Source organism: Achromobacter ruhlandii (assembly GCF_002082135.1).
Classification (GTDB): domain Bacteria; phylum Pseudomonadota; class Gammaproteobacteria; order Burkholderiales; family Burkholderiaceae_B; genus Achromobacter; species Achromobacter ruhlandii.
On record NZ_CP017433.1, the window covers coordinates 2566383 to 2587483 of the forward strand.

Consider the following 21101-nt stretch of genomic DNA (forward strand, 5'->3'; position numbering starts at 1 on the left):
ATCGCCTCGGCGCCGGCCGCGTCAGCCGTGCCGGGCTGGCGGCCGTCGCCGTGGGCGCGGCCTTGTTGGCGGCCGCGCCCGCCGCGTTCGGCGCGGCGGGCTATATCGCGCCGATCGCGCTGCTGACGGCGGGCTACGCCTCGTTCCAGGCGGCCAACAACACCGCGGTCATGGCCAGCATCGGCGCGGAGCAGCGCGGCCTGGTGGCGGGCATGCTGAACCTGTCGCGCAACCTGGGGTTGGTGACGGGCGCCTCGGTGATGGGAGCGGTGTTCGCGCTGGGCGCGGGCGCGGCGGACCTGGCGGCCGCGCCCGCGGCGGCGGTGGGGCGGGGCATGGCGGTGGCGTTTGGCGTGGCGGCGCTGCTGGGGGCGGGCGCGTGGCTGATCGCCTGGGGGGGCAGGGAAGATTGAAGCGCGGGGGAGCGAGCATCGGCCGTCAGCGCGCGTCTGACGGATCTGCCCGGCCCGCTAGGCCGCGCCCGTCAGGCGCAGTATCCACCACGCCAGTCCCAGCGCCACGGTGATCAACACGATGCGTCGCAGACCGCCGGCGCCGCGCGGCACCGCGCCGGGCGCGGGCGCTTCCGTGACGCGCGGGGCGGACTCGGCATGTGAGGGGGGTGTTGCAGCGGGCGTCACGCTGCGCACATCAGGGATGTCCGTTTCCATGATGAATTCCGGTTTGCCGGCTGCGCGCGGCGCGCCCGGTCCCGCCAGGCCACCGATGTCTATGCCGGCATCGCGCAGCGCGTCCCACAGGCCGCTGTCGTTCAGCCCATGGCGCACCGCTTCGATGCGTTCGCGGTCGGCCCGTGGCACCGCCTCCAGGCTGTCGTAACGCTGGCCATTCACCGTGACCTCGCCGTCCTTGATCTCGACCTGGAAGGGGCCGTCGGCGTCGTCGCCTGCGTAGCGCCACTGTTCGCTGACGTGCATCCGCGCGCCGTCGCCTGCGCGGCGCAATGCCTCCACGGCATCGTCCGCGTCGGTCGGCGGGTTGCCTGACATCGACCAACCGCGGGTGGTGGTCGAACTGCGCCAGGTTTTGCTTTTTTCCGTCATCGAATCGTTTCCGTGAGTAACGTTTGTTATTGGACTGGGCACGGCTCCGTGGCGGCCGCAGGCGGACTGCGCACTATACGGACGTGGTGCAGTCCTGAATTCGTCTGACAGTGTCCTTAATGCAAAAGTAAATCCCGAGTCAAGAAAATCGATCTGATCCGGTCGGAACAGCAGATCAGTTGGTCTGAAAAGCGCATAATGAGGGCCACCTTTCCTTGCGTCCCTTTTCAAGGATAGGTCTGCTTTTCAGTAACGAAGAAGAGCGTGTTGTCACCAGGGCGCGGCCCGGCAGTTCGTGTTTCCAGGAGTGCATGTGCGGCTGTGCGCCAGGACGACTTGGAATTTTCACGGAGATGTCTATGACACAAGATGCAAAGCCGCGCAGGCGGTTTCTGCAGGCGCTGGCCATCGTGCCCGCGTCGACGCTGGCGGTGGGCGTGGCCGCGACGGGCTGTACCAACGCCGCCGACGGCGGCGCGGCCCGCTCGGCCAAGGCCTACGAGCCCACCTACTTCACCAAGCCCGAATGGAACTTCATCGTGGCCGCGGTCGATCACCTGATCCCCGCGGACCAGTACGGCCCCGGCGCCATCGAGGCCGGCGTGCCGGAGTTCATCGACCGCCAGATGGAAACGCCGTATGGCCACGGCAAGCTCTGGTACATGCAGGGGCCGTTCCATCCCGACGTGGCGCCGGAACTCGGCTACCAGTTGAACCAGAATCCGCGCGAGGTCTACCGCCACGGCATCGAGGCCTGTGACGCGTGGTGCAAGAAGACCCACGGCAAGGTCTTCGCCGAACTCGATAAGCCCCTGCAGGAACAGATCCTGAAGGACCTGCAGGCCGGCAAGATCGAGTTCGACGCCGTCCCCGCCAAGACCTTCTTCAGCTTCCTGCTGGGCAACACCAAGGAAGGCTTCTTCGCCGACCCGATGTACGGCGGCAACAAGAACATGGTGGGCTGGAAGATGGTGGGTTTCCCGGGCGCGCGCGGCGACTACATGGACTGGGTCGACCAGCCCAACGTCAAGTATCCCTACGGGCCCGTGTCGATTTCCGGGGAAAAGGGGTAAGCGATGGCGATCAAGAAAGACAAAGTGGACGCGGTGCTGGTGGGCTTCGGCTGGACCGGCGCGATCCTGGGCCAGGAGCTGACCGAAGCCGGCCTGCACGTGCTGGCGCTGGAACGCGGCGCCATGCAGGACACCCCCAAGGACGCGGAATATCCCAAGGTGCTCGACGAGCTGGCGTACTCCGTGCGCGGCAAGCTGTTCCAGGACCTGTCCAAGGAGACGGTGACGATACGGCATGGCGTGGACGACGTGGCCGTGCCGTATCGCCAGAATGGCTCCTTCCTGCTGGGCACGGGCGTGGGCGGCGCGGGCTTTCACTGGAACGGCATGCACTACCGCGTGCTGCCCGAGGAACTGGAACTGCGCACGCGCTACGAAACGCGCTACGGCAAGAACTTCATTCCAGAAGGCATGACGATCCAGGACTTCGGCGTCACCTACGACGAGCTGGAACCGTACTTCACCAAGTTCGAGTACGTCTGCGGCACCTCGGGCAAGGCCGGCAACCTGAACGGCAAGATCGTCGAGGGCGGCAACCCGCTGGAAGGCAAGCGCAGCAAGGAATTCCCGCTGCCGCCCTTGGCCACCACCTACGGCGCGCAGTTGTTCGACAAGGCCGCGCGCGAAGTGGGCTTCCATCCGTATCCGGCGCCCGCGGCCAACGCCTCCGGCCCGTACACCAACCCGTACGGCGTGCGCCTGGGTCCCTGTAATTTCTGCGGCTTCTGCGAGAACTACGGCTGCTACATGTATTCGAAGGCCTCGCCGCAGACCACCATCCTGCCGGTGCTGCTGAAAAAGCCCAACTTCGAACTGCGCACCCACTCGCACGTCATCAAGGTCAACCTCGATTCGACCGGCAAGAAGGCCGTCGGCGTGACCTACATCGACGCGCAGGGCCGCGAGATCGAGCAGCCCGCCGACCTGGTGATCCTGTCGGCCTACCAGATGCACAACGTGCGCCTGCTGCTGTTGTCGGGCATCGGCAAGCCCTACGATCCCAAGACCAACGAAGGCGTGGTCGGCAAGAACTACGCCTACCAGATGAACGGCGCGGTCAACGTGCTGCTGCCCAAGGGCACCCAGCTCAATCCGTTCGTCGGCACCGGCGCTGGCGGCGTCGGCATGGATGACCTGAACGGCGACCAGTTCGACCACGGCCCGCTTGGCTTCATCGGCGGCGCCAGCATCCGTCACATCCGCTACGGCGGCCGTCCCATCAAGATGACGCCCACCACGCCCGGCACGCCGTCCTGGGGCACCGCGTGGAAGGCCGGCGTGCAGGATGCCTACCAGCGCTACATGACCATCGGCATCTCCGGCTCGGTGATGTCGTACCGCGATGCCTACCTGTCGCTGGACCCGACCTACAAGGACAGCTTCGGCCAGCCCTTGCTGCGCATGACGTTCGATTGGCACGACAATGAATTCGACATGCTCGGCCACATGGGCAACAAGATGGAGGAAGTGGCCAAGGCCATGAAGCCGGAGAAGCACTTCGTCGCCGTGCGCAAGAAGGGCGCGCGCTACGACACCCGGGTCTACCAGAGCACGCACAACACCGGCGGCGCCATCATGGGGGCCAATCCCAAGGAAAGCGTGGTCAACAAGTACCTGCAAAGCTGGGACGTGCCCAACGTGTTCGTGATGGGCGCCTGCGTGTTCCCGCAGAACATGGGCTACAACCCGACCGGTCTGGTGGGCGCCCTGGCGTACTGGGCTGCGCAGGCGATCCGCGACCAGTACCTGAAGAACCCCGGCCCGCTGGTCCAGGCGTAAGGAGCCGACAATGATGAAGAAAACCATTGTTGCCGCGCTCTCGATCCTGGCTTGCGGCACCGGCTGGGCCGCCGATGGCACGCCCGCCACCGCGGATGCGCAGTTGATCAAGCAGGGTGAATACCTGTCGCGCGCCGGCGACTGTATCGCCTGCCACACCGCCAAGGACGGCAAGCCGTTCGCTGGCGGCCTGGGCATCGAGTCGCCGCTGGGCACGATTTATTCCACCAACATCACGCCCGACAAGGACACGGGCATCGGCAACTACACGCTGGAGGACTTCGACCGCGCCGTGCGCCATGGCGTGGCCAAGGACGGCCATTCGCTGTATCCGGCCATGCCGTATACCGCCTACGCCAAGGTCACGCCGGATGACGTCAAGGCCCTGTATGCCTACTTCATGCACGGCGTCGAGCCGGTCAAGCAGGCCAACAAGGACACGGACATCACCTGGCCGTTGTCGATGCGCTGGCCGCTGGGCGTGTGGCGCTGGATGTTCGCGCCCGACGTGGCCACCGCGCCGGTCACCGCCACTCCCGCCAACGACGCGGACAAGCAGGCGCTGCTGCGCGGCCAATACCTGGTCGAAGGGCTGGGCCACTGCAGCACCTGCCACACCCCGCGCGGCTTCGCGCTGCAGGAAAAGGCGCTGACCGACGCCGACGGCTCGGCCTTCCTGTCCGGCGGCGTGGTCGAAGGCTGGCTCGCCAAGAACCTGCGCGGCGACATGGCCGACGGCCTGGGCAGCTGGAGCAAGGAAGACATCGCCGCTTTCCTCAAGTCCGGTCGCAACGGCCATTCGGCCGCGTTCGGCGGCATGGCGCAGGTGGTGCAGGACAGCACCCAGCACCTGACCGACGCCGACGTCAACGCCATCGCGGTGTATCTGAAGAGCCTGCCGCCGGTGAACAAGAACGCCACCCAGCCGCTCGCCTACAACGACACCGTGGCGCAGGCCCTGCGCAGCGGCAAGGATACGAGCGACGGCGCGATGACGTTCCTGAACAACTGCGCGGCCTGCCACCGCAGCACCGGCAAGGGCTACGCGGAAACCTTCCCGCAGCTGGCGCTGAGCTCGACGGTGAACTCGGCCGATCCCGCGTCGCTGATCCACATCGTGCTCAAGGGCGCGCAGATGCCGGGCACCTCGGCCGCGCCGACGGCGTATGCGATGCCGGGCTTCGACTGGCGCCTGACCGACAAGGAAGTCGCCGACGTGGTGACCTTCGTGCGGTCAAGCTGGGGCAACCAGGGCGCGGCGGTGAGCGCGTCGGACGTGGCCAAGGTGCGCAAGGAAGTGGGCGCGGCCAAGGCGCCGGCGCGATAATCGCGCTGCCGCGGGCCGGCCGGCCCGCGGCGCCCCGATGGGATTCGCCCGCTTCGGCGGGCGAATTTTTTGGCCTGGGGAAGGGCGGGCGCGTTGGCGCGACGGTCCGTGCCCCGCGCGTCGCGCTGGCGTTCTCGCGTAGACTCCAGGCCGCGGCGTTGGTCATGCCGGCGCCGCGAATTTGTCCGACGTCGCCGGGTGTGGCGAACCTTTACACCTCCTGGAGAATTTCCCACCATGATGCGTCCTCTGCTCTTGGCGGCATCGCTGGCCGTGGCCGGCAGCGCCACGGCGGCGCCTTCCTTCAACTGCGCCAAGGCCGCCACGCCGGTCGAGAAAGCGATTTGCGCCAACCCGGCGCTGGCGGACCAGGATGCGGCGATCGCGCGGCAATACAAGGATGTGCGGGACAAGCTGGATGCCGAAGCGGCCAAGTCGCTGACCGCCGATCAACGCTATTTCCTGGGCATGCGGGACAGGGTCTATGAGCGGCCTTTCACGCACAGCACACCCGCCAAGGAAATGGCCGCCTTCATGCGGGCGCGCCTGGCTTTGTTAAAGGCCATCAATCCGCATCCGGCCGCCGGCTTCGTCGGCAAGTGGCGCAACATCGAGGGCGAGATCGAGATCACGCAAGGCGCCAACGGCGAGCTGGCCGTGGCGGTCAATTCGTGGATGCCTTACTACGGCAATTGGATCTGCGACCTGAGCGGCAATGCGGTGGTTGATGGCGACAGCCTGAAAGTGACCTACCAGGACGGTCCGCCCTGGGTCGTGACGCTGACGCGGCGCGGCGCCGTGCTGGTGGCGCGCCAAACGGCGCCTGCTGGCACCCCCGACGACGGCTCGGGTCCGCCTTTCTGCGGCCGCAATGGCGGCGTGGCCGGCGACTGGTTCGCGGCGCGCTGACGCGCCCCGCCAGGCTCACTGGCGATTGATCAGGTTCTGCGTGTCCTGGATGAACCAGGGCAGGTTCAGGCGTTCTCCCTCGCCGGTCTGGATGTTCAGGCGTTGGCCCGGGGCGCTGGTCGCGCCCTGCGTGGCCGCGGGCGGGCGGCTGCGATATTCCAGGTCAGTGCCGCGCGCCGGCGGGTTGGCGCAGGCGGCGAGCGATGCGCACGTGATCGCGGTCAGGATCGGGCGCAGTGCCAGGCGAAGGGTAGTCATGATGCGGGGTTCCTGCGGGTGGCACGGGCCGGCGTGCCGGACGATGAAGGCCTCTTGGGCATACCTTACTCGCAATCCGCGCGGCATGTGGTTACACCGGCCGCTCGTAGCGGCGCGCCTGCACCTCGATACCGCCGATCCGGTCGCTTTCGGTGCCGGTGTTGCGCCAGCCTTGCCGCTCGTAGAAGTCGATGGCGCGGGTGTTGCCTTCCAGCGCATACAGATACAGCCGCGATGCGCCGCGGGCGCGGGCCCAGGCCTCGGCGCGCGCCACCATGAGCTTGCCGGCGCCGGTGCCCTGGTAGGGCGGCAGCACGTGCAGGTTGTCCAGCAGCACCTCGCCGGGATGGTCGCGTTCCTGCTTGACACAGACAAAGCCGATCGGCTGGCCGTCCTGCTCGGCGATGAATACGGCCTGCGCATCGGTGTCGGCGTCGCGCATCCGGTCCTGCCAGTGGACCATGCGGTCATCGGCCAGGCCGGCGTCGAGAAAGCCGTCGGGCAGCAGGCCGCGATAGGTGACGGCCCAACTGGCCGCGTGCATGGCGGCGATGGCGTCGGCATCGCGGGCGGTGGCCTGGCGCAGGGTGACGGGAGGGCGGGACATGGTTCCTTTGTCGCGGCAGGGTGGGAGGCGGCCCGGCGCCGCGATGATTCGTTCGCCGCAGTTTGACAGGTTTGGCGCCGCCCAGCATCATCGTGCCATGAACCGGCCGCAACTCTCGTTCGCCCTGATTATTACCCCCGTTGGGACTACGGTGGGTTAGCGCGCGTCGGATCATCGCGACATCAACCCGCCACCGGCGGGTTTTTTGTTGGCCCGCCGGCTGGCTCTTTCCCGAGGCAGTCCAATGCAATCGCACCCGTCCAACCCACCCCACTTTCCCCCGCCGCGGCTGCACTTCCTGTGCGGCAAGATTGGCGCCGGCAAATCCACCCTGGCGGCCCGGCTGGCCGCGCAACCCGGCACGCTGCTGATCAGCGAGGATGCCTGGCTGGCGGCGCTGTATCCGGGCGAGATCCGCGAGGTGGCGGACTACGCGCGCTGCGCCGGACGCTTGCGCGATGCCATGGGCGCGCACGTTGCCGCGCTGGTCGGGGCGGGGCTGTCGGTGGTGCTGGACTTTCCGGCCAACACCCGCCCCAGCCGCGCCTGGCTGCGCCAGGTGGCCGAGGCCGCCGGTTGCCGCCACCAGCTGCATTTCCTGGACCTGCCCGACGCGGTATGCAAGGCGCGGCTGCGCGCCCGCAACGAATCCGGCACCCATCCGTTCACCACCAGCGACGCGCAGTATGACGCCATCACGGCGTATTTCGTGGCGCCGCAGGACGATGAGGGCTTCGAGATCGTGCGCCACGGCTAGGTACTTGCCGAGGCTTCCACGGGCGGGGCGGCCTGCTATGATTACTGGATAAATACCCAGCTATTCGTTCCGGCCGATGTTGCCCCCGCACCGCTACTACTACCTGCATAACTTCCAGCGCGCCCTGGCGTGGGTCGGCGAACGCTACGCCGACCTGCTGGACGAACGCGAACGCCGCTTCATGGCGGATTTCGCCGGCTTGCCGCGGGCCTCGCAGGCGCTGCTGGTGCGCGTGCTGATGCGGCGCGGGCCGTGGTTCCGCGCCAGCCGCCTGGCGTACGACGAAATCCCCGACTCGGTCGAGGCTGCCGCGCCCTTGCTGGCGCTGGGCTGGCTGGATGCCGACACGCCCATGACGCTGGACGAACTGTTCGCGCTGCATACGCGCCCCGAGCTGGACCGCCTGTTCGCCCCCATGCCGGCCAAGGCAGCCGCGCGCAAGGCGGACCTGCTGGCCGCGCTGCGCGCGCGCTATCCGGACGCGCGGCCGCATGCCGCGTGGATGGCGCTGGCGCCGGGCGCCGCCGCCATCCCGGCCGTCCGTGTTGCGACGCCGGGGCGCGCGTCCGTCGGCCACCCGCCGGCGGCGCCATGTTCGTCGGCCACGGCGGATCCCGCGGTCTCCGCCGATCCGGCCTGGCGGGTCGCGGTCGCTGACTTGTGCGAGCGGCTGCGCCTCATGTTCTTCGGCAATTTGCACCAGGACTGGTCAGAGTTCGTGCTGGCCGACCTGGGCGTGTTCCAGTACGAGGCGGTGCCGTTCGATCCCTCGTCGCGGGCTTTCCAGGCGCGGGCGGATGTCGACCGCTATCTGATGCTGCACGCCTGCCGGCAAGCGCTGCAAGAGCCGCTGGACGTCGATGCGCTGTTGCGCGCGGTGGCCGATTGCGCCAGCGACAACCCCTGGCTGGAAAAGCGCCGCGCCAAGGTGCTGCTGCGCCTGGGACAGGCCTGCGAACGCACCCAGGACTGGCTCGCGGCCGAACGCGTCTACGCCCTGTGCGCCTACCCAGGGGCGCGTCATCGCCGCATCCGCGTGTTCGAGCGCATGGCGCGCTTCGACGAGGCGCTGGCGCTGGCCCTGCGGGCCCAGGCCGCGCCCGAAAGCGAGGAAGAAACGCAACGCCTGGCGCGCATGCTGCCGCGCCTGCGCCGCAAGCTGGGGCAGGCAGCGGCGCGGCGCGTCACGACGCCGGTGGCCCGCTTCGATCTCGAACTCGAACGGCCCGCGGCGCCGACGCCGGTGGAATTCGCCGCCCGCGACCACCTGCACCGCGACGACGCACCGGTGCACTACGTCGAGAACACCCTGATCAATTCGCTGTTCGGCCTGCTGTGCTGGCCGGCGGTGTTCGCGCCCTTGCCGGGGGCCTTCTTCCATCCGTTCCAGCGCGGTCCGGCCGACCTCGACGCGCCGGATTTCCACGCGCGGCGTGAGGCGCTGTTCGCCGCCTGCCTGGCGCAACTGGACTCCGGCGAATATCGCGACACCATCCGCCGCCGCTACGTCGACAAGCAGGGGCTGCAGTCGCCCTTCGTGTTCTGGGGGGCGCTTGACGAATCCTTGCTGGAACGCGCGCTCGAACACCTGCCGCCGGCGCACCTGAAGCGGTTCTTCACGCGGCTGCTGCGCGACGTCAAGGCCAACCGCTCCGGCCTGCCCGACCTGATCCGTTTCCAGGCCGTGGCGCCCGGCTACGAGCTGATCGAAATCAAGGGCCCCGGCGACAAGCTGCAGGACAACCAGATCCGCTGGCTGGCGTATTGCGCCGAGCACGGCATGCCGGTGCGCGTCTGCCATGTCAGCTGGCGGGAGTCCGCGCCATGACGTACGCGGTGGCGGTACGGGCGCTGTGCGAATTCACGGCCCGCGCGGGCGACCTTGACCTGCGCTTCACGCCCGCGCCCAGCGGCCTGGAAGGCATGGCGGGGCACACGGCGGTCACGGGCCGGCGCGGGCCCGCCTACGAAACCGAGGTGGCGCTGAGCGGCCAGTACCAGAACCTGCTGGTGCGCGGCCGCGCCGACGGCTACGACCCGGCGGCCAATCAGCTCGAAGAAATCAAGACCTACCGCGGCCGGCTCGACAGCGTGCGCGACAACCACCGCGCCGCGCATTGGGCCCAGGCGCGGGTCTATGCGCACCTGTTGTGCCTGGCGCGCGGGCTGGCGCAGGTCCGCGTGGCGCTGGTGTACTTCAACGTCGCCACCGAAGAAGAAACCGTGCTGACCGAGACCCGCGACGCGGCCTGGCTGGCGGCGTTTTTCGCCGAGCAATGCGATCGCTTCCTGGCCTGGTCGCGCACCGAGCTGGCGCATCGGCAGGCGCGCGACGCGGCGCTGCAACGGCTGGTGTTTCCGCATGGCGAATTCCGCAGCGGCCAGCGCGAACTGGCCGTGTCGGTTTACCGCGCGGCGCGCGATGGCCGCTGCCTGATGGCGCAGGCGCCCACCGGCATCGGCAAGACGCTGGGCACGCTGTTTCCGCTGCTCAAGGCCGCGCCGGGCAGCGGGCTGGACAAGGTCTTCTTCCTGGCGGCCAAGGGCTCCGGGCGCGGGCTGGCGCTGGCGGCGCTCGACACGCTGAACGCCCAGCCGGCGCAACCGGCGCTGCGGGTGCTGGACCTGCAGGCGCGCGACAAGACCTGCGAGCATCCGGACAAGGCCTGCCACGGCGACTCCTGCCCCTTGGCGCAGGGCTTCTACGACCGCCTGCCGGCCGCGCGCGAGGCCGCCCTGGTCCAGGGCCGGCTGGACGCGCCGGCGGTGCGCGCCGTGGCCCGGGCCCACCAGGTCTGCCCGTACTACCTGTCGCAGGAACTGATCCGCTGGAGCGACGTGGTGGTGGGCGACTACAACTACTACTACGACGCCACCGCCATGTTGCATGCGCTGACGCAGGCGCACCAATGGAAGGTGGCAGTGCTGGTGGACGAGGCCCACAACCTGGTCGATCGCGCCCGTCGCATGTACACCGGCGAACTGAACCAGCTCGGGCTGGCGGCGGCGCGCCAGGCCGCGCCCAAGGCGCTGAAGAAACCGCTGGACGGCCTGCAGCGTTCCTGGACCGCGTTCAACAAGAAACAGGCCGAGGTGTACCAGGCCTATGACGAGGCGCCCGCCGGCGTGCTGGCGGCGCTGCAGAAGGCGGTGGGCGCCATCACCGACTACCTGGGCGAGTCGCCGCTGGCGCAGGACGATCCGGTGCTGGCCTTCTATTTCGAGGCGCTGCATTTCATGCGGCTGGCCGAGCAGTTCGGCCCGCACGCGCTGTTCGACGTGACGCGGGCCGATGCCCGCGCGCATGGCGCCAAGACGGCGCCATCCACCTTGTGCGTGCGCAATGTGGTGCCGGCGCCGTATCTGGCGGCGCGGCATGCGGCGGCGCATGCCACGGTGATGTTTTCGGGCACGCTGAGCCCGCAGCAGTTCTACCGCGACACGCTGGGCCTGCCGCCGGACGCGGCCTGGATCGACGTGGCCGCGCCGTTCCAGGCCGAACAACTGGCGGTCAAGGTGGTGGGCAATGTCTCCACCCGCTATCGCGACCGGGAGCGTTCGCTGGCGCCGATCGCCGACCTGATCGCCGAGCAGTACGCCCGCCGGCCCGGCAACTACCTGGGCTTTCTGAGCAGCTTCGACTACCTGCGGCAGGTGGCCGACCTGATGCGATCGCGCCATCCGCAGGTGCCGATCTGGCTGCAGACGCCGGGCATGGATGAGGCCAGCCGGGCGGCCTTCCTGGGGCGCTTCACCGAAAGCGGGCAGGGGGTGGGCTTCGCGGTGCTGGGCGGGGCCTTTTCCGAGGGCGTGGATCTGCCGGGCAAGCGCCTGATCGGCGCCTTCATCGCCACGCTGGGACTGCCGCAGGTCAACGCCGTCAACGAGAACATCAAGCGCGCCATGGAGCGGCGCTACGGCGAGGCGCAGGGCTACGACTACACCTATCTCTACCCGGGCATGCAGAAGGTGGTGCAGGCCGCCGGCCGCGTGATCCGCACCGAACAGGACGTGGGCACGGTGCATCTGATCGACGACCGCTATCGTCGCGCCAAGGTGCGCAACCTGTTGCCCAGCTGGTGGCGGGTGGACTAGGGTCGCGCCCCGGCGCCTTTGCGCGAACTCGCCCCGGGAATGGCCCTAGGCGGGCGAGGCCGAGCGCAGCTCGGTCAACGGCTTGTCCGGATCGCGGCTGAGCTGGTAGCCGTACCAAAGGCTGCGCGCCATGCGGCTGGCCATTTCGCCGGCCGCGTCGGCCAGCGCGCGGTTCGGCAGCGCCGCCCGCGTCTCGCCCCATAGCGCCAGCCAGCGTTCGAACAGTTCGGCGCTCAGGTGCGGCATCGCGACGTGCTTGGGCATGGGCATGCCGGTGAAGCGCCGGGTGCCCAGCAGCACCGCCGACCAGAAGTCCGACAGCGTCGCCAGGTGCTCGTCCCAGTCGTGCACCTGGGCTTCGAACACGGGGCCCAGCGCGGCGTCGGCGCGCGCCTTGGCATAGAACGTATGCACCAGGTCGCGGATCTCGGCTTCGGTGCAGATGTCGGGTTCGGACAAGGCGGTCTCCAGGCGGCGGGAAGTCAGCGCGAAGTGTAGGGCGGCGCGGGGCGGGGGCGGGTTGATCTGGCGCAAGCCGGCCGCGCCGGCAATGGCCGCGCCGCCCCGGTTCAATGCGCCTGCGGCCGCACCTGCGCCATGGGCGTCGCCTGCGGCCGCGCCAGCAGGGCGTAGACCAGCACGGCCAGCGCCAGCGCGAATCCCGCCAGGGCATACAGCACCTGCCCGAAGGCCATCTCGTAGGCCTGGTGCAGCAGGTCGCCGGCGCCGGGCAGCAGCCTGGCGGCCTCGTCCAGCTGGCCCAGCGCCGCCCGATTGGCGGCCTGCAGCAGCGCTTGCGGGCCCGCGTCCGCCAGGGCGGTGGCGGCCTGGGCGTGGATCAGCGTGGCCAGCAGGGCGCTGATGACCGCGATGGCGACGCCGTCCGCCGACACGCGCACCGTGTTGAAGATGCCGGTGGCCATGCCGACGCGCTCCGGCGGCACCACGCTGACCGCCATCGCGTCCATCAGGCCCCAGGGCAGGCCGATGCCGATCAGGCTCATGGGCAGCCACAGGCGGCCGGCGTCGCCGCCCAGGTCGCGGGCCAGCCAGGCCAGGCCGGCGGCGGCCAGCACCAGGCCGGTGCTGGACAGGGCGGCGGGACTGAAGCGGCGCGTCAGCAGCGCGGCCAGGAACGGCACCACCAGCAGCGGCGTGGCCAGGCCCATCATCAACTGGCCGGCGCGCAGCGCGCTGTGGCCGTCGATGCCGATGAAGCGGCCGGGCAGGATGGCGATCAGCGCGATGAACAGAAACGCCGGCGAGGCCGCCAGGGCCTGCACGCCGACAAAGCGCGCGCTGCGGAACAGCGACAGGTCCAGCATCGGATGCGAGGCGCGCATCTCGGTGACGATGAAGGCGATGCCCAGCAGCGCCGAGGCCAGCAGCGAGCCGGCCACGGCGGCGTCGCGCCAGCCGTTTTCGGGCGCCAGCAGCATGCCGTAGGTGAACAGCCCCAACACGCCGGTGAAGCTGAGCGCGCCGCGCCAGTCGAACCGGCCGCCGGCCGCGCCCGCCGTGGCGCGGACGCTGGCGGCCACCAGCGCCAGGCCGAGCAGGCCCACCAGGCCGGTGCCGTGGAAGACCCAGCGCCAGCCGGCCGTCTGCACCAGCCAACCGGAGACCAGCGGCCCGAACGACAGGCCGATGCCGAAGGTGGTGCCCAGCAGGCTGAAAGCGCGGGCCCGGGCGGCGCCATGGAACAGCGGCGCCAGCGATGACATGGCCGCGGCAAAGGCCGCCGCGCCGCCCACGCCCTGCATCAGCCGCAGGAAGTCGATCCACCCGGCCGACGGCGCCCAGGCGATGGGAAAGGTAAAGGCGCAGAACCAGGCCAGCCCGCCCAGCCAGACGCGGCGCGGGCCGTACAGGTCGGTGAGGCTGCCGGACACCATGATGACGCTGCCGTAGGCCAGGATGTAGCCATTGAGGATCCAGTTCAGTTGCACCGGCGTGCCGCCGAGCGCCTGGCTGATCGAGGGCAGCACCACCGCGGGGCCGGTGAAGCACAGCGGAATGAGCACGGCGGTGAGGCAGGCGGCGAGCAATTGCAGCCAGCGGTTGGGGGCGGGGGAAGGAGGCAATGAGGTCATGTCGATAACGGTGTTGATAATGGAAAGCGAGGCGGTGGCCGGCCCGGTTCGGCGGACAAGGCCGGCGAACAAGGCCTGCCAACTGGGTCGGCAACGAGGCCGGCAAACAAGGCCAGCAAAACAAGGCCAGCAAAACAAGGGAACGGCGCCACGCCCGGCGAGCGCGGCCTCCGGGAACGCGATGCCGGCAGGATAGGCAGCCGTCGATAAAAGAAAAATAGGCTAGGATTCCGAATATTCCGGACATGAAAGTCCGCATTGAAGGAATCAGGAGATGGACAGCCTCAGCGGTATCGGTGTTTTCGTGCTGGTGGCGGACACCCGCAGCTTCGCGGAAGCGGGGCGCATGCTGGGCGTGTCGCCGTCGGCGGTTGGCAAGAGCGTGGCGCGGATGGAGGCGCACCTGAAGGTGCGGCTGTTTCACCGCAGCACGCGCCACATCACCTTGACGCCGGAAGGCGAGAAGTTCCTGGAGCGGTGCCGGCGCATCCTGTGCGAAGTGGAAGCGGCCGAACTGGAACTGTCCGAGGCCGCCGGCACTCCCAGCGGCCGGCTGCGCGTCAGCCTGCCGCGCTACAGCCGCCTGTTCGAGCCGGCCATCGCCACGTTCATGAAGCAGTATCCGCAAGTCCGGCTGGACCTGGATTTCACCGACCGGATGGTCGACGTGATCGGCGAGGGATACGACGCGGTGGTGCGTTCCGGCGAGATGCAGGATTCCGGCCTGAAACGCCGCCGCCTGGGGCAGTTCCGCCGCATCCTGGCGGCCTCGCCCGACTACCTGGCGCGGCATGGCACGCCGCGCCGCGCCAGCGACCTGTTGCGCCATTGCTGCCTGCATTACCGCTATCCCAGTACGGGCAAGCTGGAGCAATGGCCTTTGAAGACGGCGGCCGGCGCGCCCGCGCCCGAACTGCCGCTGACGCTGATCTGCAACAGCGTCGAAACCCGCATCTTCCTGGCGCTGGGCGGGCTGGGCATCGTCTGCCTGCCGGACTTCACCATCAAGGAAGAACTGGCCTCGGGCCGGCTGGTGACGGTGATGGACGAACGCACGCGCGGCAACGCCACCATGTGGGCGTTGTGGCCGGCCAGCCGCCACCCATCGCCCAAGCTGCGCGTGTTCGTGGACCACCTGGCCCGGCACATGTTCGCGTGACGTCCGGGACGCGCGCCATGGCATTGCCGCGCCGGCCGTCCGCCCGGTCATCGGCGGGCGGCCTGGCTTGGTCCTGTGCGGCATTGCGCCATCCGCAGGGGATCGGCAGCGTGCCGAGCCAGTCGGGCTCGGTCGGGCGGGGCCAGCCCGGCGGTGAAGGCCGATGGCTGGCGCGCCAGTACGCCGCCGCGCGGCAAGCTGCCGGCGCGCTTACGCCTTGGGGCGGGGCAATTGAAGAGGGCGCACCGGGTAGCCGCGCATCTTCGAGACCCATCGTCATCGGCGGGATGAGCCGCAAGCCAGGCGCGGCCTCCTCACGCACCGCGAGGGCGCGGGCGGCGATGATTGCCTGAGCGGGCGCGGCACGCTGTCCGTCGACCTGATTGACCTGGTCGACCTGCTCGGCACGGGTGGCCCCCGGGGTCGGGGGCAGAGCGGGAAAGGTTTGATATATGATGAGCATCATATAAAAGATTGCCTTCCTTCTTCCCTTTGCCGGAGCCTTGCCCATGACTTCCGACCCGACCCTGGCGGGCGCCGCCGCCGCCCCGCAACGCGAACCCAGCCTGGTCGACCAGACCGGCGCCGGTCTCGATGGCCTGGCGCAACTGCGCGCGCTGCTGGCCTCGGGCCGCAAGCCGGGCATCCTGGTGTCGCTGGATTTCGATTTCGTGGAGGCCGAGGAAGGGCTGGCGGTGTTCGCCGGCACGCCCGGCCCGCACGCCTACAACCCCATCGGCACGGTCCATGGCGGCTATGCCGCGACGCTGCTGGACTCGGCCTGCGGTTGCGCGGTGCATTCGCGGCTATCGGCCGAGCAGGCCTACACCACCCTGGAACTGAAGGTGGCCTATCACAAGGCCATCACGCGCCACAGCGGCCGGTTGCGGGCCGAGGGCCGGGTGCTGTCGTTCGGCCAGCGGGTGGCGTACGCCGAAGCCAAGCTGACCGATGCCCAGGGCCGCCTGCTGGCCTCGGCCACGTCCACCTTGCTGGTGTTCGCGCGTCCGCCGGCTTGACGGCGGGCAGGGCGCGGCGGGCCCGGCGGATCGGTGGCGCCGCCTCCGCCCGGATCGCGCCGGGCGGCGCCGGCGCGCGGCCCGCGCGGCATTGGCGTAGTATCGTCGGCCTGCCAAGAAAAAAAGCGGAGACAACACCATGACTGCAGCCACGCCGGCGGCCGCCGGCCGCCTGAACGATATCGTCGCCATGCCCGCGCATGCGCTGTCGGACGCGATCCGCCAGCGCCGCGTGTCCTGCCGCGAGGTGATGACGGCCTACCTGGACCACATCGACGCGGTCAATCCGGCGCTCAATGCGCTGGTGGCGCGGCGCGAACGGGCGGAGCTGCTGGGCGAGGCCGATGCGCGCGACGCGCAGCTGGCGGCCGGGCAATGGCTGGGCTGGCTGCACGGCATGCCGCAGGCGCCCAAGGACTTGACCTCGGTGCGCGGCATGGTCACCTCGATGGGTTCGCTGGTGTACAAGGATCAGGTGAGCCAGCAGGATTCGATCCTGGTCGAGCGCATGCGGGCGTCCGGCGCGATTTTCATCGGCCGCAGCAACGTGCCCGAGTTCGGCCTGGGCTCGCACACCTATAACCCGGTCTACGGCACCACGGTCAACCCGTACGATCTCTCCAAGAGCGCCGGCGGCAGTAGTGGCGGCGCGGCGGCGGCGCTGGCGGCGCGCATGCTGCCGGTGGCCGATGGCAGCGACTTCGGCGGATCGCTGCGCAATCCGGCGGGCTTCTGCAACGTCTACGGCATGCGGCCGTCGGCCGGGCGGGTGCCGAGCGGGCCGTCCAGCGACGTGTTCCTCAAGCAACTGTCATACGAAGGCCCGATGGGCCGCTCGCCGCGCGACGTGGCGCGTATGCTGTCGGTCATCGCCGGGCACGATCCGCGCGCGCCGCTGTCGCTGGACGACGATCCGGCCGTGTTCGCGCAAGCGCTGGATGCCGACCTGCGCGGCAAGCGCATCGGCTGGCTGGGCGATTGGGACGGCTATCTGCCGATGGAGCCGGGCATCCTGGCGCTGTGCGCGCAGGCGCTGGCGCGGCTGCAGGCGACCGGTTGCCAGGTCGATGATTACCGCGTGCCGTTCGCGGGCGAGCGGCTGTGGCGCATGTGGCTGGCCCACCGGCACCTGATGGTGGGCGGCCAATACCATGACCTGGTGCGCGATCCGGAGACCCGCAAGCTGGTCAAGCCGGCGCTGATCTGGGAGGTCGAGGGACTGGACGGCATGACCGCGCGCCAGGTCTACCAGGCCACCGAGGAGCGCAGCGCCTGGTACCAGACGGTGCTGCGGATGTTCGAGGAGGTCGATTACCTGGCGGTGCCATCGGCGCAGGTGTTCCCGTTCGATGCCGCGCTGGACTGGCCCAAGGAAATCGCCGGACGGCGCATGGACACCTACCACCGCTGGATGGAAGTCGTCACGCCCTGGACCCTGGCCGGCTGCCCGGTGATCAGCGTGCCGGTGGGCTTCGGCGACGCCGGCCTGCCGATGGGCATGCAGTTGATCGGCCCGCCGCGTGGCGATCTGGCCGTGCTGCGGCTGGCGCATGCCCACGAGCAGGTGCACGATTGGGTCGAATCGCGCCCGCCGCAGGGGTTGTGGCGCTAGGCGGGGGGGCGTTGGCGCGCCGCCGCGGGGCGGAAAAATGGCCGCAAGCTTGCGGACTTCGGTACGCCCTGTCACAGCAAAAGACAAGCCTCTTGTAAGCGGACTTTGCTTTTTCCCGACGGAACCCGCCGGGAATGCGGGGATTCCCTTGTTTTTCCGTAGCTGTCGGGCCGCGCCTTTGCAATAATTGCTGACTATTCCCACATCCCGTCAAACGCGGGCGACAGGCGCGTCGAGACGGCCGCCGGAAAAACGTCGACGGCGCTGGCGTGGGTGCTGGCGAGCCGAAATTGCACAAGGGTCCCGGTATGAAGAATCTGACACTACGCGAGCGCATCATCGCCAGCTTCCTGGTCATCCTGGCCATCATGGCCCTGATGGTGGTGGTCGACTATCAGCGGTTGCTGCAGGTCGAGGCCGAGGCCGAGTCGATCAACACCGATGCGGTGCCGGGCATCTACTACAGCACCTCGATCCGGGCCTCGTGGTTTGCCGGCTTCGTGGTGGTGCAGGACGCCTTCAACAGCGATACCGAGCAGGAGCGCCAGGCCGGCCTGGCCGCGCTGCCCAAGAACGATCAGCACCTGCAGGACGATATCGAGCAGTATCGCCGCACCGTGGTGCGCGGCGACGACCAGCGCATGTTCGCCGACTTCGAAAAGGCGTTGCAGGCCTACATGCGCATCCGCGCGGAAATCCTGGATCCGGCCATGATGGCGGATCCGGCGCGCGCGCAAGCCAAGATCAAATCCGACCTGCGGCCGGCGTTTTACGCGGGCCGCGACGTGCTGGCCACCATGGTCGCGGCCAACAAGCAACAGGCCGACGAATCGGCCGTCAGCATCCAGAAGGCGGTGGACAAGGCCGAGGCCGGCATGCTGGTGTCGCTGGGGCTGGCGATCGTCGCCGCGATCATCTGCGGCGTGCTGCTGATGCGCGCCATCGTCACGCCCATGAACAGCATCGTCAAGACGCTGGCGGCCACCGGCAGCGGCGACCTGACGCGCCGCCTGACGCTGGCGCGCAAGGATGAGTTCAACGCCATCGAGAGCGGCTTTAACGGCATGGTCGACGAGCTGACCGGCCTGGTCGGCAAGACGCAGCGTTCGGCGGTCCAGGTGGCCACCTCGGTGACCGAGATCGCGGCCACCTCCAAGCAGCAGCAGGCCACCGCTTCGGAAGTGGCGGCCACCACCACCGAGATCGGCGCCACCTCGCGCGAGATTTCGGCCACGTCGCGCGAGCTGGTGCGCACCATGACGGAAGTGTCGGGCGCGGCCGAACAGACGGCGGCGTTGGCGGGCAGCGGCCAGGTGGGCCTGGCGCGCATGGAAGACACCATGCGCAACGTGGTCGGCGCGGCTGGTTCGGTCAATGCCAAGCTGGCCATCCTGAACGAGAAGGCCGGCAATATCACGCAGGTTGTCACCACCATCACCAAGGTGGCCGACCAGACCAACCTGCTGTCGCTGAACGCCGCGATCGAGGCCGAGAAGGCCGGCGAGTACGGGCGCGGCTTCGTGGTGGTGGCGACCGAGATCCGCCGCCTGGCCGACCAGACCGCCGTCGCCACCTACGACATCGAGCAGATGGTGCGCGAGATCCAGTCGTCGGTGTCGGCCGGCGTGATGGGCATGGACAAGTTCTCGGAAGAGGTGCGGCGCGGCATGGCCGACATGCAGCAGGTGGGCGACCAGCTGTCGCAGATCATCCAACAGGTGCAGACGCTGGCGCCGCGCGTGCAGATGGTCAACGAAGGCATGCAGGCGCAGGCCACCGGCGCCGAGCAGATCAACCAGGCGTTGCAGCAGCTCAGCGACGCCGCCCAGCAGACGGTCGAATCGCTGCGCCAGTCGAGCCTGGCGATCGAGGAACTGACGCTGGTGGCCAACGACCTGCGCAGCGGCGTGTCGCGCTTCAAGGTCTGATACGCCATGCCCGAGCTTGCCCCGCTTCCGTCCGCCGCGTCCGGCGCCGCCGCCCGGCGCCGGCTGTACCTGCTGTTCCGCATCGGCGCGGACCGCTATGCGCTGGACGCCGCCGATGTGATCGAGGTGCTGGGCATGCGCACGTTCAAGCAGGTGCCCGGCACGCCGGCATGGGTGATGGGCATGTTCGACTGCCGCGGCGCGGCGGTGCCGGCCATCGACCTGAGCGCGCTGGCCGGCGTCGGCACGGCGGCCCGGGTGACCAGCACGCGGCTGGCGCTGGTGCGCTACCGGCCCGATGGCGCAAGTCAGGAGCGCCTGCTGGGACTGGTGCTGGAGCAGGCCACCGAAACCGTGCACTATGACCCGGCGGCGTTCCGCCCGGTCGGGCTGGACACGCCGCGGGCGCGCTATCTGGGGCCGGTGCTGAGCGACGCGGGCGGCATGGTGCAGGCGGTCAAGGTGGCCGAGCTGCTGCCCGAGCCGGTGCGCGCGCTGCTGTTTCCTTCCGAGCCGGCGCTGGCCGAAGGAGTCCGGCCATGATGCTGGTCGAGGACTTCAGCGCGGTGCTCAAGCGCAAGATGGGGCTGGACAGCGGTTCCATCGGCGCGGCCGCGGTCGAGCGCGCGGTGCGCCACCGCATGCAGGCGGTGGGGGCGGACGACGAGCAGGACTACCTGATGCGGGTGCAGACCTCGCCGGCCGAAATGCAGCAGCTGATCGAAGCGGTGATCGTGCCGGAGACCTGGTTCTTCCGCTATCCCGAATCGCAGGCCGCGATGGCGGCGCTGGCGCGCGAGCGCCTGTTCGCGCCGGGGGCCGAGGCGCGCGTGCTGCGCGTGCTGAGCGTGCCCTGTTCGAGCGGCGAGGAGCCGTATTCGATCGCCATGGCCTTGCTGGACGCCGGCGTGCCTGCCGCGCGCTTCCAGATCGACGCGGTCGACATCAGTGAACGCATGGTCGATTTCGCGCGGCGTGCGTGCTATGGCCGCAATTCGTTCCGGGGCGAGAGCCTGTCGTATCGCGACCGCCATTTCACCGAGACTGCCGACGGTCACCAACTGGCGGACGCGGTCAAGGCGCGGGTGCGTTTCCTGGCGGGCAACCTGTTCGACGCCCAGTTGCTGCCGGACGTCCCGCCCTATGATTTCGTGTTCTGCCGCAACCTGCTGATCTATTTCGACGCGGCCACGCAGGAACGCGCGGTGGCGATTCTGAGGCGCTTCGCGCGCCGCGACGGCGTGTTGTTCGTGGGGCCGGCCGAAACCAGTCTGATGACCGGCCGGCGCCTGCCGGCGGTGCCGCTGGCGCGCGCCTTCGCCTTCCTGGCGGAACCGAAGGCATCGGCCGAGCGGGTCGCCGTGCCGGCCTGGACCGCGCCGCCGACGCTGCCGCCAGGCCGCATGCCGGCCGCGCACGGC

19 protein-coding genes are annotated in these 21101 nt (G+C 69.2%); 14 read left to right on the forward strand and 5 right to left on the reverse strand.

The window, feature by feature from the left end:
- A partial coding sequence (locus AruCF_RS29850; RefSeq protein WP_496349931.1) for an MFS transporter occupies window positions 1–413 on the forward strand: 413 nt, incomplete at its 5' end.
- Between the two features lie 57 nt (window positions 414–470).
- Here AruCF_RS29850 and AruCF_RS11590 read toward each other — a convergent pair.
- On the reverse strand, window positions 471–1064 hold the full coding sequence (locus AruCF_RS11590; protein WP_049073368.1) for a hypothetical protein: 594 nt from the start codon (window positions 1062–1064) through the stop codon (window positions 471–473).
- Window positions 1065–1423: 359 nt separating this feature from the next.
- On the opposite strand from AruCF_RS11590, the gene AruCF_RS11595 reads away from it, so the two are divergent.
- From AruCF_RS11595 to AruCF_RS11610, 4 genes are all read left to right on the forward strand, one after another.
- Window positions 1424–2137, forward strand: coding sequence for a gluconate 2-dehydrogenase subunit 3 family protein (locus AruCF_RS11595; RefSeq protein ID WP_049073369.1), 714 nt, complete (start codon window positions 1424–1426; stop codon window positions 2135–2137).
- A gap of 3 nt (window positions 2138–2140) precedes the next feature.
- Window positions 2141–3916 (forward strand): GMC family oxidoreductase, encoded by a 1776-nt coding sequence (locus tag AruCF_RS11600; protein ID WP_049073370.1) that lies wholly within the window; start codon window positions 2141–2143, stop codon window positions 3914–3916.
- A gap of 10 nt (window positions 3917–3926) precedes the next feature.
- On the forward strand, window positions 3927–5243 hold the full coding sequence (locus AruCF_RS11605) for a cytochrome c (RefSeq protein WP_049073371.1): 1317 nt from the start codon (window positions 3927–3929) through the stop codon (window positions 5241–5243).
- 237 nt (window positions 5244–5480) lie between these two features.
- Complete coding sequence (locus tag AruCF_RS11610) at window positions 5481–6152, forward strand: lysozyme inhibitor LprI family protein (protein ID WP_049073372.1); 672 nt, start codon at window positions 5481–5483, stop codon at window positions 6150–6152.
- 15 nt (window positions 6153–6167) lie between these two features.
- Here AruCF_RS11610 and AruCF_RS11615 read toward each other — a convergent pair whose 3' ends face one another.
- The gene (locus AruCF_RS11615) at window positions 6168–6410 is read right to left on the reverse strand and encodes a hypothetical protein (protein ID WP_049073373.1); all 243 of its coding nucleotides are present in this window, start codon (window positions 6408–6410) and stop codon (window positions 6168–6170) included.
- A 91-nt stretch (window positions 6411–6501) separates the two neighbouring features.
- Window positions 6502–7017, reverse strand: a complete 516-nt coding sequence (locus AruCF_RS11620; RefSeq protein WP_049073374.1) for a GNAT family N-acetyltransferase — start codon at window positions 7015–7017, stop codon at window positions 6502–6504.
- A gap of 244 nt (window positions 7018–7261) precedes the next feature.
- Between AruCF_RS11620 and AruCF_RS11625 the strand changes: the two genes are divergently transcribed.
- The 3 genes from AruCF_RS11625 to AruCF_RS11635 all read left to right on the forward strand — a co-directional run bounded on the left by AruCF_RS11625 (window position 7262) and on the right by AruCF_RS11635 (window position 11869).
- Window positions 7262–7774 (forward strand): P-loop nucleotide/nucleoside kinase family protein, encoded by a 513-nt coding sequence (locus AruCF_RS11625; protein ID WP_049073375.1) that lies wholly within the window; start codon window positions 7262–7264, stop codon window positions 7772–7774.
- Window positions 7775–7850: 76 nt separating this feature from the next.
- Entirely contained in the window at window positions 7851–9602 is a 1752-nt protein-coding gene (locus AruCF_RS11630) for a VRR-NUC domain-containing protein (RefSeq protein ID WP_049073376.1), read from the forward strand.
- Window positions 9599–11869, forward strand: a complete 2271-nt coding sequence (locus tag AruCF_RS11635) for an ATP-dependent DNA helicase (protein WP_049073377.1) — start codon at window positions 9599–9601, stop codon at window positions 11867–11869. Before AruCF_RS11630 ends, AruCF_RS11635 begins: the two co-directional genes overlap by 4 nt.
- Before the next feature lie 45 nt (window positions 11870–11914).
- Here AruCF_RS11635 and AruCF_RS11640 read toward each other — a convergent pair whose 3' ends face one another.
- Together AruCF_RS11640 and AruCF_RS11645 are read right to left on the reverse strand one after the other, a co-directional pair.
- The gene (locus AruCF_RS11640; RefSeq protein ID WP_049077738.1) at window positions 11915–12328 is read right to left on the reverse strand and encodes a group III truncated hemoglobin; all 414 of its coding nucleotides are present in this window, start codon (window positions 12326–12328) and stop codon (window positions 11915–11917) included.
- A gap of 110 nt (window positions 12329–12438) precedes the next feature.
- Window positions 12439–13962, reverse strand: coding sequence for an MFS transporter (locus AruCF_RS11645; protein ID WP_083037066.1), 1524 nt, complete (start codon window positions 13960–13962; stop codon window positions 12439–12441).
- A gap of 274 nt (window positions 13963–14236) precedes the next feature.
- Here AruCF_RS11645 and AruCF_RS11650 point away from each other — a divergent pair, with 274 nt between their 5' ends.
- From AruCF_RS11650 to AruCF_RS11675, 6 genes are all read left to right on the forward strand, one after another.
- Window positions 14237–15121: a LysR family transcriptional regulator gene (locus AruCF_RS11650; protein ID WP_054415605.1), complete on the forward strand. Its 885-nt coding sequence runs from the start codon at window positions 14237–14239 to the stop codon at window positions 15119–15121.
- Window positions 15122–15630: 509 nt separating this feature from the next.
- Window positions 15631–16140: a PaaI family thioesterase gene (locus AruCF_RS11655; RefSeq protein WP_063570116.1), complete on the forward strand. Its 510-nt coding sequence runs from the start codon at window positions 15631–15633 to the stop codon at window positions 16138–16140.
- Between the two features lie 139 nt (window positions 16141–16279).
- On the forward strand, window positions 16280–17752 hold the full coding sequence (locus tag AruCF_RS11660) for an amidase (protein ID WP_054415601.1): 1473 nt from the start codon (window positions 16280–16282) through the stop codon (window positions 17750–17752).
- A gap of 308 nt (window positions 17753–18060) precedes the next feature.
- A complete protein-coding gene (locus tag AruCF_RS11665; RefSeq protein ID WP_063570118.1) occupies window positions 18061–19680 on the forward strand; it encodes a methyl-accepting chemotaxis protein in 1620 nt (539 codons plus the stop codon).
- Window positions 19681–19686: 6 nt separating this feature from the next.
- Entirely contained in the window at window positions 19687–20223 is a 537-nt protein-coding gene (locus AruCF_RS11670; RefSeq protein WP_083036708.1) for a chemotaxis protein CheW, read from the forward strand.
- Window positions 20220–21101, forward strand: an 882-nt coding sequence (locus tag AruCF_RS11675; protein ID WP_254431190.1) for a CheR family methyltransferase, incomplete at its 3' end; no start/stop codon positions are given. The genes AruCF_RS11670 and AruCF_RS11675, both read left to right, overlap by 4 nt.

Bases quoted from the DNA above. Each gene is read 5' to 3' on its own strand.
- AruCF_RS11600 (WP_049073370.1), top strand. From the start codon at position 2,141: ATGGCGATCAAGAAAGACAAAGTGGACGCGGTGCTGGTGGGCTTCGGC.
- AruCF_RS11635 (WP_049073377.1), top strand. From the start codon at position 9,599: ATGACGTACGCGGTGGCGGTACGGGCGCTGTGCGAATTCACGGCCCGC.
- AruCF_RS11620 (WP_049073374.1), bottom strand. From the start codon at position 7,017: ATGTCCCGCCCTCCCGTCACCCTGCGCCAGGCCACCGCCCGCGATGCC.
- AruCF_RS11655 (WP_063570116.1), top strand. From the start codon at position 15,631: ATGACTTCCGACCCGACCCTGGCGGGCGCCGCCGCCGCCCCGCAACGC.
- AruCF_RS11645 (WP_083037066.1), bottom strand. From the start codon at position 13,962: ATGACCTCATTGCCTCCTTCCCCCGCCCCCAACCGCTGGCTGCAATTG.
- AruCF_RS11665 (WP_063570118.1), top strand. From the start codon at position 18,061: ATGAAGAATCTGACACTACGCGAGCGCATCATCGCCAGCTTCCTGGTC.
- AruCF_RS11615 (WP_049073373.1), bottom strand. From the start codon at position 6,410: ATGACTACCCTTCGCCTGGCACTGCGCCCGATCCTGACCGCGATCACG.
- AruCF_RS11660 (WP_054415601.1), top strand. From the start codon at position 16,280: ATGACTGCAGCCACGCCGGCGGCCGCCGGCCGCCTGAACGATATCGTC.
- AruCF_RS11605 (WP_049073371.1), top strand. From the start codon at position 3,927: ATGATGAAGAAAACCATTGTTGCCGCGCTCTCGATCCTGGCTTGCGGC.
- AruCF_RS11590 (WP_049073368.1), bottom strand. From the start codon at position 1,064: ATGACGGAAAAAAGCAAAACCTGGCGCAGTTCGACCACCACCCGCGGT.
- AruCF_RS11670 (WP_083036708.1), top strand. From the start codon at position 19,687: ATGCCCGAGCTTGCCCCGCTTCCGTCCGCCGCGTCCGGCGCCGCCGCC.
- AruCF_RS11625 (WP_049073375.1), top strand. From the start codon at position 7,262: ATGCAATCGCACCCGTCCAACCCACCCCACTTTCCCCCGCCGCGGCTG.
- AruCF_RS11610 (WP_049073372.1), top strand. From the start codon at position 5,481: ATGATGCGTCCTCTGCTCTTGGCGGCATCGCTGGCCGTGGCCGGCAGC.
- AruCF_RS11650 (WP_054415605.1), top strand. From the start codon at position 14,237: ATGGACAGCCTCAGCGGTATCGGTGTTTTCGTGCTGGTGGCGGACACC.
- AruCF_RS11630 (WP_049073376.1), top strand. From the start codon at position 7,851: ATGTTGCCCCCGCACCGCTACTACTACCTGCATAACTTCCAGCGCGCC.
- AruCF_RS11595 (WP_049073369.1), top strand. From the start codon at position 1,424: ATGACACAAGATGCAAAGCCGCGCAGGCGGTTTCTGCAGGCGCTGGCC.